Source organism: Mesorhizobium sp. P160927 (genome assembly GCF_057766385.1).
On sequence record NZ_JBYMDW010000001.1, the window covers coordinates 1,321,228 to 1,338,859 of the forward strand.

General features: G+C 62.1%; 17 protein-coding genes. 7 read left to right on the forward strand and 10 right to left on the reverse strand.

Annotated features, from left to right (window positions below):
* Together AC3CB8_RS06655 and AC3CB8_RS06660 are read right to left on the reverse strand one after the other, a co-directional pair.
* Complete coding sequence (locus AC3CB8_RS06655) at positions 1–189, reverse strand: GH39 family glycosyl hydrolase (protein ID WP_352595202.1); 189 nt, start codon at positions 187–189, stop codon at positions 1–3.
* Between the two features lie 192 nt (positions 190–381).
* Positions 382–1,134: an SDR family NAD(P)-dependent oxidoreductase gene (locus AC3CB8_RS06660; protein WP_023772459.1), complete on the reverse strand. Its 753-nt coding sequence runs from the start codon at positions 1,132–1,134 to the stop codon at positions 382–384.
* Positions 1,135–1,591: 457 nt separating this feature from the next.
* Between AC3CB8_RS06660 and AC3CB8_RS06665 the strand changes: the two genes are divergently transcribed.
* Positions 1,592–2,890, forward strand: a complete 1,299-nt coding sequence (locus AC3CB8_RS06665) for an O-antigen ligase family protein (protein ID WP_023792867.1) — start codon at positions 1,592–1,594, stop codon at positions 2,888–2,890.
* 190 nt (positions 2,891–3,080) lie between these two features.
* Here the strand turns inward: AC3CB8_RS06665 and AC3CB8_RS06670 are convergent, their stop codons facing one another.
* Both AC3CB8_RS06670 and AC3CB8_RS06675 read right to left on the reverse strand, forming a co-directional pair.
* Positions 3,081–4,337: a polysaccharide biosynthesis/export family protein gene (locus tag AC3CB8_RS06670; protein ID WP_032922086.1), complete on the reverse strand. Its 1,257-nt coding sequence runs from the start codon at positions 4,335–4,337 to the stop codon at positions 3,081–3,083.
* 86 nt (positions 4,338–4,423) lie between these two features.
* Positions 4,424–5,101: a sugar transferase gene (locus AC3CB8_RS06675; protein ID WP_352564267.1), complete on the reverse strand. Its 678-nt coding sequence runs from the start codon at positions 5,099–5,101 to the stop codon at positions 4,424–4,426.
* Between the two features lie 600 nt (positions 5,102–5,701).
* Between AC3CB8_RS06675 and AC3CB8_RS06680 the strand changes: the two genes are divergently transcribed.
* On the forward strand, positions 5,702–5,977 hold the full coding sequence (locus AC3CB8_RS06680) for an exopolysaccharide production repressor protein (RefSeq protein WP_023772463.1): 276 nt from the start codon (positions 5,702–5,704) through the stop codon (positions 5,975–5,977).
* 22 nt (positions 5,978–5,999) lie between these two features.
* Here AC3CB8_RS06680 and AC3CB8_RS06685 read toward each other — a convergent pair whose 3' ends face one another.
* The 6 genes from AC3CB8_RS06685 to AC3CB8_RS06710 all read right to left on the reverse strand — a co-directional run bounded on the left by AC3CB8_RS06685 (position 6,000) and on the right by AC3CB8_RS06710 (position 11,820).
* On the reverse strand, positions 6,000–7,844 hold the full coding sequence (locus AC3CB8_RS06685) for an ABC transporter ATP-binding protein (protein WP_352564265.1): 1,845 nt from the start codon (positions 7,842–7,844) through the stop codon (positions 6,000–6,002).
* The gene (locus AC3CB8_RS06690; protein WP_023792858.1) at positions 7,837–8,814 is read right to left on the reverse strand and encodes a phosphoenolpyruvate carboxykinase (ATP); all 978 of its coding nucleotides are present in this window, start codon (positions 8,812–8,814) and stop codon (positions 7,837–7,839) included. The genes AC3CB8_RS06685 and AC3CB8_RS06690 overlap by 8 nt, the downstream gene beginning before the upstream one ends.
* Positions 8,811–10,733, reverse strand: coding sequence for a lasso peptide isopeptide bond-forming cyclase (locus AC3CB8_RS06695; RefSeq protein WP_023792854.1), 1,923 nt, complete (start codon positions 10,731–10,733; stop codon positions 8,811–8,813). Before AC3CB8_RS06695 ends, AC3CB8_RS06690 begins: the two co-directional genes overlap by 4 nt.
* Positions 10,730–11,122, reverse strand: coding sequence for a lasso peptide biosynthesis B2 protein (locus tag AC3CB8_RS06700; RefSeq protein ID WP_352564262.1), 393 nt, complete (start codon positions 11,120–11,122; stop codon positions 10,730–10,732). The genes AC3CB8_RS06695 and AC3CB8_RS06700 overlap by 4 nt, the downstream gene beginning before the upstream one ends.
* A 109-nt stretch (positions 11,123–11,231) precedes the next feature.
* Positions 11,232–11,531, reverse strand: coding sequence for a PqqD family protein (locus tag AC3CB8_RS06705; protein WP_015314226.1), 300 nt, complete (start codon positions 11,529–11,531; stop codon positions 11,232–11,234).
* A gap of 136 nt (positions 11,532–11,667) precedes the next feature.
* Complete coding sequence (locus tag AC3CB8_RS06710; RefSeq protein ID WP_015314225.1) at positions 11,668–11,820, reverse strand: lasso peptide; 153 nt, start codon at positions 11,818–11,820, stop codon at positions 11,668–11,670.
* Positions 11,821–12,327: 507 nt separating this feature from the next.
* Here AC3CB8_RS06710 and AC3CB8_RS06715 point away from each other — a divergent pair.
* From AC3CB8_RS06715 to AC3CB8_RS06735, 5 genes are all read left to right on the forward strand, one after another.
* Positions 12,328–13,458: a nucleotidyltransferase family protein gene (locus tag AC3CB8_RS06715; RefSeq protein WP_352615778.1), complete on the forward strand. Its 1,131-nt coding sequence runs from the start codon at positions 12,328–12,330 to the stop codon at positions 13,456–13,458.
* 64 nt (positions 13,459–13,522) lie between these two features.
* Positions 13,523–14,545 (forward strand): glycosyltransferase family 2 protein, encoded by a 1,023-nt coding sequence (locus tag AC3CB8_RS06720; RefSeq protein WP_023781676.1) that lies wholly within the window; start codon positions 13,523–13,525, stop codon positions 14,543–14,545.
* 276 nt (positions 14,546–14,821) lie between these two features.
* Complete coding sequence (locus tag AC3CB8_RS06725; RefSeq protein WP_352551736.1) at positions 14,822–15,223, forward strand: hypothetical protein; 402 nt, start codon at positions 14,822–14,824, stop codon at positions 15,221–15,223.
* A gap of 143 nt (positions 15,224–15,366) precedes the next feature.
* Complete coding sequence (gene exoK / locus AC3CB8_RS06730) at positions 15,367–16,233, forward strand: endo-1,3-1,4-beta-glycanase ExoK (RefSeq protein ID WP_352551737.1); 867 nt, start codon at positions 15,367–15,369, stop codon at positions 16,231–16,233.
* A 50-nt stretch (positions 16,234–16,283) separates the two neighbouring features.
* Positions 16,284–17,615: a UDP-glucose dehydrogenase family protein gene (locus AC3CB8_RS06735; protein ID WP_023772472.1), complete on the forward strand. Its 1,332-nt coding sequence runs from the start codon at positions 16,284–16,286 to the stop codon at positions 17,613–17,615.
* Positions 17,616–17,632 lie beyond the last annotated feature (17 nt).

Consider the following 17,632-nt stretch of genomic DNA (forward strand, 5'->3'; position numbering starts at 1 on the left):
TCAACGAATTTCCGTCGCGCACACACCACTGTCGACGGTGGGGTGATTGCCTTGAGTCGACAGGATTTCGGTTCCAAGGCCATGCAGCATTTCGAAGGCACGGTAAGCCGGTTTGGCGACGCCGTGAAGGTTCATCAGGCCGAAACCACCATGAAAGGGCAGGGATGGAAAACAATTCTCGTCGAGAATACCCGAAAAGGCTCAGTAGCTGTAGCCCTGAACCAGCCCTCTCGCCTCCATTCCTCGCCCTGGACGCCGAGGTCGCGGCGAAAGGTCCCGCCCGTGGGACTGTCTGAAATGTTTGCCGTTTCTACACCTTCCATACCGACTAGACGCCGGCGATGGCATATTCGTTGCCTGCTCACGCGGATTTGTAGCGCATCAGTAGGTGGCGCGGCCGCCCGAGACGTCGAACACGGCGGCCGTGGTGAACGAGCATTCCTCCGAGGCGATCCATGAGATCAGCGCCGCCACCTCCTCGACCTCGCCGAACCGCGCCATCGGTATCTTGGAGAGCATGAAATCGATGTGCTCCTGCTTCATCTGCTTGAAGATCGCGGTGCGCACGGCGGCCGGCGTCACGCAATTGACCGTCACCTTGGTCTTGGCGAGTTCCTTGCCGAGCGACTTGGTCAGGCCAATCACCGCCGCCTTCGAGGTGCTGTAGGCGGAAGCATTGGGATTGCCTTCCTTGCCGGCGATCGAGGCGATGTTGACGATGCGGCCATAGTTGCGCTCGAGCATGTGTGGCACCAGCGCCTTGTTGCAGTAGAAGACGCCGTTGATGTTGATGTCGATGACCCCACGCCAGTCCTCGACCGAATAGGACCAGGTGGTCATGTTGGGGCCGGTGATGGCCGCACTGGTGACCAGTATGTCGACCCCGCCGAAGGCTTCGATCGTCGATCGTGCGGCGACCTCCACACTTGCCGCATCCGCAACGTCCAACGTCACTCCACGCAGGCCGGGAACAATGGCTTTCGCCTGTTCGATCTGTGCGGGATCGCGATCCCAGACGCAGACGCGCCCGCCTTCGTCGACGATCCTCTGCGCGACCGCCAGGCCGATGCCCGAGGCGCCTCCGGTGATCACCGCCGACCGGCCGGCGAAGCGTCCCGCAAAGTTCATCGGCATGTCATTCCCCTGTCCATGTTGGCTGACCCGTGTGACGCCCCGCCCCAGGGAGTGTGAGGTTACCGCGGGCCGAGTTCAAGCCGGCATGCGGCCGGATCGTCTGGGCCAATCGGACGGATTATGGCGCGGCTCCTTCGAACTGGTCGCGCAGCTTTTCCACCATACCCACCATGGCGGGCCGATTTCGGCATACCCATGGACCAAGGAACATCAAGGGCAGCGACTCGTTCCCGATGGGCAGCCGGAGCGCGCGTCCGATTGGTCGGTTGCTGGCAAGCGGTCTCTCGGCGATCGCCGCGCTGTAAGACAAGGTGACCGGATTTGCCATTGAGCACGGGGTGCGATAGGTTATATTGCACTGCACAATGGAGACGCCGTTTCTTGTACGACCCTGTTTGCGGAAATGCCGGCTGGTTTGCGGCCTGCCGGTCCTGGGTCGTGTCGACGGGACCGTGAGATGAAAATTCCCAAATCCCTGCTCGTCGATCCCGAGAAGAATTCGGTCTATGGCAGCTTTGCCATTGCCGTTTCGATCTGGGCGTTCTCCTATTCCGTCATTTTCGGCCAGGTGCTGATCCTGGCCTATTATGCCGTCTGGCTTCCGCTCATTCTGGTCGACTACCAGCGTTTCCTGCGGCAACTGTCCAGCGCCTGGCTGCCGCTGCTCTTCGCGGCCTATATCGGCTTTTCCGTGTTCTGGTCGCAGGCGCCCGGCGTCACCGCCAGAACGGCGGTCCAGTACTTGTCCCATATCGCCTGCGCCTATGTCGCCGCACGCACCGTCAGCGTCCGCACCCTGACGATAGGCGCTCTGGTCGGCATATTCTTCGTCCTGCTCTATTCGCTGAAGGTCGGCGCCTATTCCGAGGATGTCCTCGACGGCACCTATAATTTCGTCGGCGCCTTCGCCTCCAAGAATCAGATCGGCTTCGTCGGCTCGCTCGGCATCTATTTCTCGGTCGTGTTCCTTGCTTTCCTTCGGCGTGGCCGGCTGAGTTTCATGCTGACCGTGCCGGTCGTGCTGTTGTCGGCCTATGTGCTGGTCGTCTCGCATTCCGCCACCTCGATGGCCTCGATACCGGCGGTTCTGGCGCTGGTGGCGCTTCTTGCGATGAGCAAGCTTTTGTCGCGACGCTACCGCAGGGTGATCTTCCTGGTCGGCGCCGGCATGATCGTCGTGGTAGCCATCGTCGCCCTCAATCTCGGGCTCATGGACTTCGTGCTTGGCATCTTCGGCAAGGATTCGACGCTCACCGGGCGGACTTATCTGTGGGAGCAGGGCTGGAACGCCGCGATGCGATCGCCGATCCTTGGCGTCGGCTATGCCGCCTATTGGGTGCAGGGCTTTGCCGAGGCGGAGCGGCTGTGGAACGAGTTCTACATCAGCACCCGCACCGGCTTCCATTTCCACAACACCTATGTCGAAGCCCTTGTCGAACTCGGCTTCACCGGGGCCGTGCTGATATCGCTGATCATGCTGCGCACGCTCTTCGGCCACATCGCGGCGGTGATCTTCAAGACATGGCAGGCCGAATCGGTGGTTCTCATCGGCGTGATGGTGCTGCTGCTCATCCGCTCCTTCGTCGAGGTCGAGATACTCAACCCCTACATCATGGGTTCATTCCTGATGTATTTCAGCTTCTTCAAGCTGGCGCGGTTGCCGGTCACCCGCACGCGATGGTCACCGGCTTTCGAGCCGGCGGATGCGAAGGCTGGACAGGCAGCTTGGCCTCACCGTCCGGCGGCAGCCGAGTAATGACGAGAGTCCGCTAAAGCCATCGCGGGAAAACGCGTAGCGGTTCCGTTCGGAATTGCGTCAACAGCCATTCTGGTTTTCCGGTGCTGAAGATCAATCAGCAAAAGCCTCCGCCAAGCAGGCTTGGCGGAGGCTCAAAGTTCTTGCGCTATGGATCGTACGCGGCGGGCCGCGCGACGGTTCCGCGTCTCTACTGGCTGGCCAGCGGCGCCAGCTTGATCTTGATCACATCGCCAGGCAGCACCGGTGTGTCTTCCTTGGCGGCGATTTCGGTGGTCTTGCCGTCGACATCGCGCACCAGCGAATAGAGCAAGGTAGGTTGCTGGTCGTTGGTGATGGCGGCCGTCGTCGCGGGATCCGTGGCCTGGGCTATCAGGCCTTTTTGCATATTCACCTTCAGCGCGGCCTCGTTCAGGTCGGCTTCGGTCTGCTGGCGATCGGCGGCGAGGGTCGAACTCAAGGTGTTCTGGGCGTCGATGGCGTCCTGCGTTGCCTTGCTGATCGCCTGCTTGGCGGTCAGGATGGCTGTCTCGTAGTCCAGGATCTTGCCCTGCAGGTCGGTGACGGACTGCTGCGAATCCAGAAGCCTCGCATTGGCCACCAGGCCCTTCTGGGCCAGCGGACCGATGCTGGCTAGCTGTTGCTGGGCCAGGTCGACCTGCTTCTGCTGGTTGACGATCTTCTTCTGCAGCGATTCGATTTCGGCCTGCAGCACACCCTTGAGATCGTCGAGCGCCTCGAGCTTGAGCTTCAGCGCCTTCTGGTCGGCGGTAAGGATTGTCATCTCGTCGGCGACGATGGTCGGCAGCCGGGGATCGCCTTCGACCTCCTTGGGTGCCTCAAAACTCGTCTTGCCCGCCATGTCGGCGTCGATGCGGGCGCGCTTGACGATCAGCCGAACGCGCTGGTCGTCGGAGATATCGAAATTGCCCTTGGCGGTCACCAGGTCCTTGCCGAGCTGGGGACCGTAGTCGGCGTTGCGCCTGATGCCTCCGGCGACGCTGATCGCTTTCAGCACCGTAAGATCGGGCACAAAGGGAAATTGCCCGGGATTCTGCACCTCGCCCGAAATGTAGAAGGGGCGGAACTGCGCCATTTCGACCGAGGCTTCGGGCTTGTCCGATAAAGCGAGCTTGTGCTGCAGCGCCTCGCCGATCGCCGCGGCGACCTCCGCCGTGGTCTTGCCGGCCGCCGGCAACTCGCCGACGAAAGGCACCGACAGCGTGCCTGCCGGGCCGATCGTATATTGGCCATTGACCGACGACCAGTCGCGGAACGTGCTTTCGACGGTCTGCCATTCGGCGATGCGGATGGTGAGCTTGTCCTGGGAGCCCAGACGGTAATCGTCGGCGGCGGCCATCTGGGGAAAAGCGAACGACATCGCAAGGCAGGTCGCCACGAGTCGCGAGCGGCCGGAAAGCGGGCCGCTGCCAAAGGCTTCGAAAATGTCTATCTTCAACTGAGCGTTCCGATCCGTTTTAGCCCCCATCGCCCGATGAGCTTGCCGCCGGATGCCTTGATCCTGCCGGCCGATCAGTAAGAACCACGCGACATCCAGACGGCCGGCACTGTTCTGATGATGATGCGAACGTCCTCGAACAGCGACCAGTTCTCGACATAGTGGCGGTCGAACGCGACGCGGCTGTCATAGGAAACGTCGTTGCGGCCGCTGACCTGCCACAGGCCGGTCAGGCCGGGCCGGGACTTCAGATAGTAGACAGCCGCGCTGCCATAGATTTCCAGTTCGTCCCGGACCACCGGGCGAGGCCCGACAAGGCTCATGTCGCCCTGGAGGATGTTGATGATCTGCGGCAATTCATCGAGGCTCAGCTTGCGCAGCACCGTTCCGACGCGGGTGACGCGCGGATCGTTCTTCAGCTTGCGGGTCGCTATCCATTCCGCATTGGCCTCTGGATTGGTCGCGAGATAGGCGGCCAGCACCTTGTCGCCGTCCGGAACCATGGTGCGGAACTTGAGGCAGGAGAAGAGCCGTCCGCCGCGCCCGATTCGGCGGTGACCGTAGAAAACCGATCCGCCATCGGAGAATTTGACGAGCAACGTTATCATGATGAACAGCGGGCTGAGCGCGATCAGTCCAGCCAGCGAACCGACGATGTCGAAACTCCGCTTGATGAGGCCGCCGATCGGCGGCGGAAAGTCGGTGTCGGCCTGCGAAAACCCCGCCGTGGCCGACTTGGCAATATCCCTCATACGGAAACTCCATGCGTTCAACGAATGGTTTACCGCACGATACCAAAAAAATGCTGCAGCGCAACACACAATTTCCCGCGCCGCTGAAATAGTCGCGTCATGAATTGACCAAATAATAAGCTAGTCCTGCTCAAATTTCGGAATTTTTAGCACATTTGTGACAATAAATGGGCAAGCATAAAAAAATCCGGACGTTTTTGGGGCGATTTTTGGGCGGTGCGTTCCCACTGTCGGGATCCGGAGCATACGAGTCCTTAACGGCGACGCTATATTCTAGACTATTCACCTAAAATACCATCTAATATTACGGGTTGTACTCCAGATTTACAATGGCTGCAGGTTGAGTGAAATGCGGCCGGGTGCGTTGCAGCATGGCAGAGTCGAACGCGTAAGCTCAATCAAAAATATGTGCGGTTGCCCTTGCCGCCTTCTGCTCGCCTTAATAGAATTGCAAATTATACCTGTTACGGTGGCGACAGGTTGAAAGGCCGGAAGCAACCGGTCGAGAGCGGGTGGTTTAACAAGCCCGCATCACAAGGGACGGCGCTCGGGTGGGGCTATCGTTGGATATAACCCGAGCCGGTTTATGGGCTGTTGGGTATGTCGCTTCCAAAATTCATCGTTGGGATGCTGTTCGCGCTCGCGATCGTCGTCGCCTGGTCCTGGCTGGGTGGAGCTTCGCTTGGCACGACACTGCTGCGTGTCATCATCTGCGCGGTGGTCATCCAGACCGGTTATTTCGCGGTCGTCTATGCCATGATCGCCAGGAGCGCGCCAACGCCTGCCGACAGGCTGCGCGAAGCCGAGAGAAAACAGAACTCCACCGACGTGCCCGAGGGCGAGAAGCTGGGCAGCGTCCGGCGGGGGCTGCATTAGATCAACGGGGACATCATCGTCCTCAGGCCACATCGGCGGGTTCGGTTTCCGACTGTTCTCCCGATAGCATCCGGGACAACCGGCTCCCCGGCTTCGCCTTCAACCGCTGATATTGCCCGACCTCCACCACACGACCATCTTCCATCGCCACCACCCAGTCGGCGAAGGCGATCATCGACGGCCGGTGCGCGATGGTCAGGATCGTCATTGCGCCGCGCAGGCCGTCGATCGACCGGGCGATAAGCGACTGGTTCTGCCAGTCGAGCGCGCTTGTTGCCTCGTCCAGGATGAGCAGTGACGGCTTGCGCAGCAAAGCACGTGCCAGCGCGATGCGCTGGCGCTCGCCGCCCGAGAGGCGCACGCCGCGGTCGCCGACCACGGTATTCAGCCTCAGGTCCAGTCGGTCCACGAAATCGCCGGCGTGAGCGGCGCGCAGTGCCCTCCACAAGTCGTCCTCGCTGGCCTGGGGCGCGGCGAGGCGCAGGTTCGCCGCGATCGTGTCATGCAGCAGGAACACGTCCTGCGGCACATAGGCCACCTGATCGCGCCAGCGGCGGCGATTGCCCGCATCGATCTCGACGCCGTCGACGAGGATCTTGCCGGCGGTCGGCTCGAGCAGCCCGAGCAGCATGTCGGCGATCGTGCTCTTGCCTGACCCGGACGGGCCGATGAGCGCCGTGACCTTGCCGGCCGGAAGGCCGAAGGTGATGTCGCTCACCACTGCCTTGCCGGCGCCGTCGTCGTAGACGAAGGAGACGTCGCGAACGTTTAGCCCCGTATCGAGGGTCAGCTTGCGGGCATCCGTGGAGTCGACATGGCCAGGCTCCCGTTCGGCGTCGAAACGCGCCTGCAGGTTGCGCATTGCCGTATAGGCGGGCAGGTTGATCAGCACCTGCTGGGCCTGCGTCTGCATGTCCATGAACCGCGGCGCGATGCGCATGAAGACCAGGAGCAGCACGACGATCTCGGCCAGCGACAGGTGGAAGCGGACCAACGCCACATAGATGAAGACGCTCAAGCCCACGACGCTCGCCACCTGGAACACGGCGGTGCCGATCGAAGAGTTGCGGACATAGGCGATATTGTCGGCCTTCATCTTTTCGAGCGTGACCTGCAGCTGCGCGAAATAGCTGGCCTCGACATTCAGGCTCTTGGCCACCTTGATGCCACCCAGAAATTCCGAGACCGTGCGGTACTGGTCCTGGCGATTGGTCGTCAGGATCCGGCCGAAGGCGGTGGCTCGCGAGCGAAAGGGCTGCAGCGCTATGAACATCACGATGCCGATGACGACGGCAAACGCCGTCATGACCGGCGATATGAACATGGAAATCACCAGATAGCCCGCCAGCAGCACGGCGATCTGCACCAGCATTAGCAGGGCAAAAGCCGCCCCTTGGACGCGGTCTATGTCTCCGGTCAGGGCATGGTCGAGATCGGAGCCGCGCATGCGCGTGAACACGCCCCAGCGCGCCTTGCCGATGCTCTCGAACAGGTTCATGCGCAAGCGGTTGATGAAATCGAAGAGCAGCCTTGCCATGTACACCGACTTGAAGCGGTTGAAGGCTGCCTGCACGGCAACAAGCCCGACCAGCGCGCAAAGCACCGTGGTCAGCTGCAGCGTTCCGCCGGGCACCAGCCAGCGCAGGAAATCGATATTGGGCAGTCTTACCGCGAAATCCTGGTCGGCACGGCCGACCAGGTGCAGCAACGGCACCAGCAGCAGGATGGAAACGCCTTCCGTCAGGCTGCCTAGGATCAGGAACAGCAGCGCCGTCCAGGTTCGTCGTCCGCCGATCCGGGCAATGACGGCGCCGAATGCCGCGACATCGCGAAACAGCGACAGGCTGAAGACCGATGACCTAGGCATCTCCAGCCAATTCCTTTTCGATCAGCGCCACAGCCTCGCCGATCCTGTCGATGCCCGTCGGAACGTCCAGCCGGCACACGCCGACATGGTTAGCAATCGCTGAACAATGGCGAAGATGTATCGCCGCGAAATCGCCGGAGAGCGCCGCGCGGCCAAACCGCGTCACGTAGGAGAATTTGATGATGGCTGGCAAGGCGGCGATTTGAGGCAGGAGGGTGATCCCGGCCCTTTCGCGGCGCTCGAGGATGTAGATCCTGGCCGCCGGCACCCTGTTGCCGGAGAAGGCGCCGTGCAGGCGATGCTGCATCTTCTCGATCGCCGGATGCACTTGCGGTCGCACTTGCGCTTGCTCAAGCGAGATCGCCGCCGCGGCATCGGCGGCAAGCTTGATCTGCGGAAATCCCGGAACGATCATCGGTTCGTCCGGGTTGGTGAGATCGAGCGCCACGACGTCGTCGGTGAGCAGGTCGTGTCCGGCCCGGATCAGCGCGCTTGCCGTCGTCGATTTGCCGGCGCCCTTATCGCCCATGAAGATGGCGCCCCTGCCGGTCACCGCGATGGCGCTGGCATGCAACACCAGCAGGCCGCGCTGGTGCAGCAGCAGCGCCAGCACCGGCCCCAGCAACGGGAAGGCAAGCAAGCTGTCGCCGACGCCGGGCGCCGGCTGGACATCGATGCGGCGGGCGTCGCTGATCAGGAATGCGCCGACGGCCTCCCAGGCCAGATACTGCCGGCCAGGCTCGAAACGGAAGACGGTCGCTGCCTCCGCCGAAGGCTTGGGCATATCGATCGGGCCGATGACGATCTCGATGTCGGCCGTTGCCGGGTCGGCCGGCTCCAGTTCGGGCAGCGACACGTCGGACGCGATGAGCAGGCCGTAGGCCCGGTAGTAACTTCGTTCTCCCGCTGTCCTGTCGCGGCTGGGAAGACGGTCGAGATCGCCGGCGAACGGCTCATGGCGAGACATCATGCGGGGCTCCCGCCATGCTGGACCTGCCGCAGCCACAGCGACAGCGACGCCGAGCGCCAGACATACTGGACATCGAGCGGTGCCGCCTGGTCCGGCTGGCGCAGCAGCCGCGCATAGGCGGCGTTTACTTCCGGCAGGTTGACATAGGGTGCGATGCGGCCCGCATCGCCGACCAGCAACTGCTCCAGCAGGTCGCGATGGTTGCGCACCATGCCGTTGACCAGATTGGCGGTGAAATCGATCTTGTCGCGCCGCCACTGTACCGCCGCCGGCAGGATGCCCTCCATGGCCCGGCGCAGCACGTAGCGGCCAAACCCATGACGGAGCTTCTCCTCGCCCGGCAGCCCGAGGCAGAATTCCACCAGCGGCTTGTCCCAGAAGGGGTACCGCGGCTCGACGCCGAAATTGGCGGCGGCCTTGTCCAGAACCTCGAAAGAGTGCGGAACATAGCCGTTGGACAGGATCCAGCGATGGCTGAGCGCGTCGCTGGCTTGGACGCCAGGCGGCATGTAGCCAGCCCGATGGAACCGGTCGACGAGCTCGGTTCGCCTGGCAAGGTCCGGATTGATCAGGTCGCGCCAGCTGCGGCCACGCTGCGACCGGGCGGGCCTGCGCATTCTGTTCAGGGCTCGATTCCCCAGCTGTCTCAGCCTGGCGATGCGCCAGGCCGGCCCGTAGATGGTCAGGAACTGGAAATACAGGCCGAGCGTGCTGTCGCCATAGGTGTTGGAGGCACTGCGGACCTCGCGCCAAAGGTCCAGCCATCTGCCGCCATTGGCAAGCTCGTGCAGATGGCCATGTCCCTGTGAAACGACCTCGTCGCCGCCATGGCCGTCGAGGAGCACCTTGATGCCCTTGGCGCCGGCCGTCCGATAGATACCGCGGGTCAGCGTCAGGCCCGGCGCCAGGAACGTGCCTTCCTGTTCTTCCAGCACCCGTTCGAATTCTGCGAAGGGTGCATAATTGCCGACTGGGATGAACGTCGGATCGGCTTTCTGCTGATCGAGCACGGCATCGATGAACGGGCGCTCGTCCATCGATGAACCCTTTTCGAACACGAGTGAGAAGGTCGGTAGCCTCGGCTTGCGCTCGGCCGCATTTTGCAATCCCGCCACGCAGGTGATCGAGGATGAATCGAGGCCGCCGCTCAGCATCGCGCCGATCGACGGACTTCCTCGCATGCGGTTGCGGACCGATTGCGCGAACAGATGGGCGAATTCCTCCGCCGCATCAGGCCGCGGTGCGCGCTGGGTTGGTTCGATCTGCCAGTACCGGCGCAGCACCAGACGTTGCACGGTGACGGTGAGGCTGTGACGCGCCGGCAGGGCGAAGATGTCGCTGTAGGGCGTGGACTGTGGGTCATCAGGCAGCCCTGCCAGGAACCCCGAAATCCGGTGCTCGCTGAGGCGCGCGCCGACCCCGTCGAGGCCGAGCATTGGCCCGATCTCGGAGGCAAAGGCAAAGCGGCGTTCCGCTGCGTGGTAATAGAAAGGCTTGACCCCGAAATGGTCTCGCGCGCAAAACAAAAGCTGCCGCTCGGCATCCCAGATGGCAAAGGCGAAGTCGCCTTGCAGATGCACGGGGCACGTTTCACCCCAGCGCAGATAGGCCCGCATCAGCAACGCCGCATCGGCGACTGAGTTGTCCCTGATGCCGAGCCTTGCGAGCAGCTCGTCGCGGTTATCTAGCCGGCAATCGGCGGTGATGGCCAGCTTGCCGCCGGCCATGGTCAGCGGGCCGGGGCCGGCTTCGTCGGTGGTGTTGAGCCAGGCATGGCCAAGCGCGACGCCGCTGTCCTGCCACCACGACGTCCCGTCGGGACCACGATGGCGCATGCGCGCCAGCATCTGCTGGATGTCGCTCGCCGCTTCAGCCGGCGCGGGGCCTTGTCGAAGCAGGATTCCGGCTAGGCCGCTCATCGGCTGCCGTGGTCGACCAGGTGGGCGAAACCATCGACGGATCCGCCAAGCACGATGTGGTTATCGCTGACCAGCCAGGCATGAGCCTTCAATTGCTCGCCCGTGCCGCGCTCGATGCCGATGCGGATGTTCGACGCATTGCCTTGGCGCGCGAGCAGGTATTGGCCCGACAGCGCCTGGGTCAGGCATGTGGCGCCCGGAACGAACCGTGCGGCGGCAGCAACCCCCCAGGCGACAAGCCGCAACTCGCCCATGCTGGCACATTGGTGCGCGCTGAGCCGCGTCACCATCCCGCGGACGCGGTTGTAGGAGAACAATGTCAGCCCGAGCCGGACGGTCGTGACCACCAGCAGGCAGCGGCATAGGAAAAGCGCTTCCGAGCCGCTCAAGGATAAAATCCTGGCCACGCTGCGCCTGCCAGGCCGCTGCTTCATCGGCCGGGGATTTCTCTGCGTCACAGGTCTTCGCCGCGCAACCATGGCCTTCTGCGACACCTGCCTAGACGAGTGCCTCATGCTCAAGCCTCGCAAGCCCGTTTTCCGCCAGGCCTTTCAGCAATGCGTCGACGTCGGCCTTGCAGCGTTCGGCGTCGACATTGTAGCGAGCGAGGACGGCGCTGCGGATATCCGCGATCGGCTTGGGTTCCTGGATCAGTTCCCAGATGAAGGCGCCGACGCCGTTGAGGCTGTAATAGATATTGGACTTCAGGTTGAGAAGCGCGAGGCCATCGCCGAATTCGCAAGCAACGGCGTCCTTGGTGGCCTTTACGCAATCGTGCTCGGATGGGTTCCAGTTCATCCTAAAACCTCGTTTGCGACACACGGTCTACGCGTCGTCAAGTTCAACGGAAAGTCGGGGATTTTTCATCCCCGGCTCCATTTCATTGTCTTCGATTCTCGAGGCCCAACGTCATTCCTCCAGAATCAGGCTAGTCTCAGGAGAACGTCAGGTCGCCGATCGGGGTGTGCGCGGGAAACGACGCGTCGATTGCCGTGCTGCCACCGCCGCCCTGGGTGATGGTTTCGATTGAACCATGTACTGTCAGGTTTGGCGTTTCGTACTCATGCTTTTCAACATTCTGTTCCATTTTTACTCTCCATAAGGACTGGAAACGGCCTGTCGATTGCCGTCAGCACTTTCATGCTGCACCGCAATAGCTGCACAGCAACATTTATGAGTCAAGCCTGATTTACCAGCCGTTAATCAATTATGGGTTGCGGACGTCACTCGGAGTGTAAGAAATCGACCTCTTTCGACATGGAGCCGGGTGCGGGTGATCCTCGTCATAAGGGATTCCATACCCCGTTGATTTTCCACAATTAAGAGCCAGCCAATACTGGCCATTACCATTGGACAACGCTAAAAGATACGCAACTTTCAGCTGATCCCATCGATGGCCCGGCCGAAGCGCTACGCCAGGGTGGGAATTCGTCCACACATCTCATCACCTTCCGCGAAGCCGTCAAACGCCATGGTTGCAAAATCTCGCACTGCGAAAGGAAAGGCTTTACGGCGCCGCTGTTTTTGACGATGCTTTGCTTAGCAGCTGCAGCATGCGCTTCGCGCAAACCGCTTTTTGGAGACTGTGCGCTCAATGGCCTTGCCGGAAAGCACCTATGAAAGACTGCGCGCCACCGACTGCGCCGACGAGATCGCTTATGTGCGGGCCTGCTTACGGTTATATTTCGCGGGGCCGGCGGCCTCGGCCGGTGAAACGTGGACGCCGGGCCTTTCCGACGCTGTCGTCACCGATATCGCCAGGTTGAACAAGGTCGGTACGTTCGTCCTGAAGGCGCTGTCGCGTACGCCGGGGCATGAGAGGCCGGCGGAACTGTTCCAGTGGCTCGAAACCTATCGCAGGAGGACGGTGTCGATGAACGCCGCCTGCCTCATGGATTCGATGGCCATTCACGAGGCGCTGCTCGACAGGCGGATTGATTTTGTCTTCCTGAAAGGGCCGTTCCAGCAGCATCTGCTTTATGACGATCATTTCATGAAACCCTCGGGCGATATCGACATCCTGGTTTCACCTGCCGGGTTCTTGAAGGCACGCGAAGCGTTAGGCTCGATCGGCTACGAAGTATCGGGCAAGTCGCGTTCGGTCTGGTGGGTCCGCTTTCTCGGCGAACAGCACATGATCCGTGGCAAGGGGTCGAAATCATCCACTGTCGACCTTCATTACCGGCTTCAGCAGCCCGGCTCGCCCAGTCCGCGCGATGCCGACGGGTTCCTGCGGCGAAAACGGCTGGTCGAGATCACCGGCGCCGAAGTCCCGTTCACGTCGGCCGCCGACACGCTGATGCTGGCCTGCATCAGCGTCGCCAAGGCACTGTTCAACCGGGAGCCTTGCGCCGGCTACGTCTGCGACATCAGGGCCAGCGCCAGCCGTCTCGGCCACGCCGATCAGCAGCGTGTGCTCGATGCAGCGGTAAGCCAAGGGCTGGAGGACACGCTGCTGCTCGGCCTGCGCGCCGCCGATGTGCTGCTCGGCGGCACCGGCACGCTCCTGTCGGAGCGGGCCAAGCCGATCCTGTCGCGCATCGGCAACGAGGACCTGCTCAACATGGTCATCGCGCCATGGCTGTCGTCGCTGCGCTGGCCGCAGCGACGGACGGTGTTGTGGGAATTGTGCGGCCGGGCTCCGGTCCGTTACCTTTCCGAGGCCGGCTGGGCGGCGTCGGCGGACATCAGCCGCCGCATCTTCGAACGGCCGGCCGGCCCGTGATGGGGGTGGATATCGAACGCGTACAGGGCGAGGGCAGATCGGAACCTGTGCAAGAGGCAATTCCATGTCGATGACGAAATCCCAAATCTGCGTGATCATCGCGGCCAAAAACGCGGCGCGCACGATCGCCGTCGCCATCGCGTCCGCGTTGCGCGAACCGGAAGTTGGGGAGGTCGTCGTCGTCGACGATGGCTCCACGGACAATACGGCCGAGGTCGCGCGCTCCGCCGACGATGGCAGCGGCCGGCTTGCGGTGATGCGCCTGGACGTCAATCGCGGCCCTTCTTTTGCCCGCAATGCGGCGATCGCCGGTTCACGAGCCCCGTTCATCAGCATTCTGGACGCCGACGATTTCTTCCTCGAGGGCCGGTTTCGCAACCTGTTTGCCGGCGCCGATTGGGATTTCGCCGCCGACAACATCATGCTCATCAGGGATGACGCGGCTGGGGATGCAACCAAAATCGTCGCCCCGGATTTTGCCGCCGATCCGGAATTCCTCGATTTCGAAGGTTTCGTGGAAGGCAACATCTCCAGGCGCCGCGTCCAAAGAGGCGAACTCGGCTTCTTGAAGCCGGTGATCAGCCGTGCCTTTCTCGACCGCCACGGGTTGCGCTACGACGAGAGCCTGCGACTGGGCGAGGACTACGAGCTTTACGCGCGAGCGGTCGCCCACGGGGCACGGTTCAAGGTCATTCGTTCCTGCGGCTACGGCGCTATCGTGCGCGCCGATTCACTCAGCGGCCGCCACAAGACGCAGGACCTGAAGCGGCTGGCCGATGCCGATCTGGCGCTGCTGGCGATCGACAGCCTTCCGGAAGGATCCAAAGCAGTGCTGCGGCGGCACGAGCGGCACGTGCGCGACAAATACCGGCTGCGCAATTTCCTCGACGTGAAGGCCGAGCGGGGCCTGGCTTCGGCCGCTGCCTACGCCTTCGCAAGCCAATCCAACCTCGTCCCCATCGTTCAGGGCGTGGCGTCCGACAAGATCGAGGCGCTGTTTCGCAGTGTTGGCCTGGTCTCCAGGAACAAGCACGTGCCGCCGCTGCGTTTCCTGATGGCTGGAACCAGCACTGGCAAGGGACGGTAAGGCGCGATGTTACCTGCGACCGCGAGCCCGCCACGCAACCATTTCGATTGGATTTATGAGTTTACGAATTGGGTGGTTGCCTCGCGGCTCTGAGGATGGCAGTCTATGTTGCGGTGCAACAAATTGACCGACCAGCCGAACTGGTGGACTGGTGCGAAGTCTCTCTTCGTCAGAGGAGTTGGGCGACGCGGTTTCGAGTTTTCAACCCCGGTTGCGGGGATCGGCCTGTGGCCTGAAAGGCGGCCAGGAAGCCGGCGATGACGGGAATTTAAGTTCATGGCCTCGATATTCGGCTTCAGATCAAGGGATCCGGCCCGCGACAGGCAGACCGACGTTGCGCGCCTGGACCGGCTGGCGAAGCTTTTCGAGCAGATCGCCGCGGAGATCGAGGCGGAGAAAACCGGCCTGGAGACCCGCTACCGCAAGGACGCCACCAACGCGGCCTTTCTTGTCGAAGCCATGGAAAACGGCTCCGCCTCCGACCGTCGCTCGTCCGAAGTCAGCGCGTTGACGCAGTCGATCCTGAACAGCGAGCGCCGCATCGCCGCACTGTCGCGCCAGGGCGGCAGGATGCGCGAGCTCCGTCACTCGCTGGACGTGGTCTTCGACGAGAATACGACCACCGATCCGGCGGCGACGGTCGAACCGGCCAGGCAGGCGGGAGCCGGCCGAAATTGAAGGCGGCGGCGCGGGACCGTTACGGCGAAGGTGATGCGAGGCTGGAAGTCGGGAGGACAATTGAAAAGGTCAAGGTTGGCCCGTTTGAAAGCGGTTCGAACGTCGACTTTGGGTTGGGGACACAGCGCAAAGGTGAGTTAGTCATGAATTCGGATCCAAAGACCATGTCCACGACAGCAATCGATGCCCCTTCAGCCCTGCATTTCTGGCGGCGGTCTGGTCTGGCGGTCGCTTTGCTGCTGGTCGCTCTTGGCAGCCTGCCGGCAACCCCGTCTCATGCGCAGGATATCCAGTCCGCGCCCTCTTTCGTCGACGATTTCAAGAATTTCGACCGCGAGCGCTGGTACGTTTCAGACGGCTGGACGAACGGCAGCCATCAGAATTGCACCTGGTCGAAAGGCTTGGTCAAGCTTTCCGATGGCGTTCTTTCGCTCGGATTCGCGAAGCAGAAGACCAAGGATCGCGAGTTCGCCTGCGGCGAGATCCAGACCAAGCAGCGTTTCGGCTATGGTACCTATGAGGCGCGGATGAAGACCGACACCGGCCCCGGCCTCAACGCGGCTTTCTTCTCCTATATCGGCCCGTCCGACAAGCAGCCCTGGGACGAGATCGACTTCGAGATCCTGACCAAGGACACTTCCAAGGTGCAGGTCAACGCCTATATCGCCGGCAAGGGCAAGAACGAAAAGCTGGTCGACGTGCCTGGCGGCACCGACAGTGCCTTCAACGACTATGCCTTCGTCTGGGAGAAGGATAGCCTGCGCTGGTATCTCAACGGCCAGTTGGTTAACACCATCACCGATCCCGCGAAGTTGCCCAGCCATGCGCAGAAGATCTTCTTCAGCCTTTGGGGCAGCGACACCATGAAGGGCTGGATGGGAGCGTTCGCGGACCCGGGCCGCACGCTTTCGCTGCAGATCGAACGGGTCGCGTTCACCGCGCTGGGTCAGCCCTGCCAGTTTCCGGAATCGCTGGTGTGTAGTGTAAAAGAGCTGGGAAAGACGAATTGAACCGGCAGGGCCGAGAAGCGGTCCGCTGCCCTGGATGGGAATGAAACCGAATGAACTTGACGGTATTTGGAATTGGCTATGTCGGCTTGGTGCAGGCGGCGGTGCTTGCCGAGGTTGGCCACCAGGTTGTTTGCGTCGATATTGACGCGAACAAGGTGGAGCGGCTCAATCAGGGCCTCGTTCCGATCTTCGAGCCGGGTCTTGAAACGATCGTCAGGGAGAATCACGCCGCCGGCCGCATCAAGTTCACCACCGATGCGGCGGCCGCCGTCAGGCACGGCGAAATCCAGATGATCGCGGTCGGCACGCCGCCCGGCGAGGATGGTTCGGCCGACCTCAAATATGTGTTGGCGGTGGCCGAGACGATCGGCCGCGAGATGGATTCCACCAAGATCGTCGTCGGCAAGTCGACCGTGCCGGTCGGCACCTGCGAAAAGGTGAAGGCCAGGATCGCCGAGACGCTGAAGAAGCGGGGCCGCGAGGATCTGAGCTTCGACGTCGCCTCCAATCCCGAATTCCTCAAGGAAGGCTCCGCGGTCGCCGACTGCATGAAGCCCGACCGCATCATCGTCGGCACGTCGAGCGAAGAAACCGAGGCGGTGATGCGCGAACTTTACGCGCCCTTCAACCGCAACCACGAGAAGATGATCGTGATGGACGTGCGCAGCGCCGAATTCACGAAATACGCCGCCAATTGCATGCTGGCGACCAAGATCAGCTTCATGAACGAGATGGCCAATCTCGCCGAGCAGCTCGGCGCCGACATCGAGGAAGTGCGCCAGGGGATCGGCAGCGACCCGCGCATCGGCTATCACTTCATCTATCCGGGTCTCGGCTATGGCGGCTCGTGCTTTCCCAAGGACGTTCGCGCCCTGATCAAGACCGCCGAGGGCGTCAAGTACGACGCCAAGCTGCTGCGCGCCGTCGAGGAGCGCAACAATGACCAGAAATCCGTCCTGTTCGACAAGGTGCACCGCTATTTCAAAGGTAACCTCAAGGGCAAGACCTTCGCGCTATGGGGCCTGGCCTTCAAGCCCAACACCGACGACATGCGCGAGGCGCCCGCGCGCGTGCTGATGGAGGCGCTCTGGAACGCCGGCGCGGCCGTGCAGGCCTATGACCCCGAGGCCATGCAGGAATGCCAGGCCATCTACGGGCTGCGCGACGACCTGCTGTTGTGCGGCACCAAGGAGGCGGCCCTGCGCGGCGCCGATGCGCTGCTGATCGCCACCGAATGGAAGAGTTTTCGCGCACCGTCCTTCGATGCGCTGAAGGATGCCCTGGCCACTCCGGTCATCTTCGATGGCCGCAACCTTTACGATCCCAAGGTCGTGGCCCGCCACGGCATCGAATATCACTCGATCGGCAGAATGGCGGCATGAGATCGGACTCGGAGAGC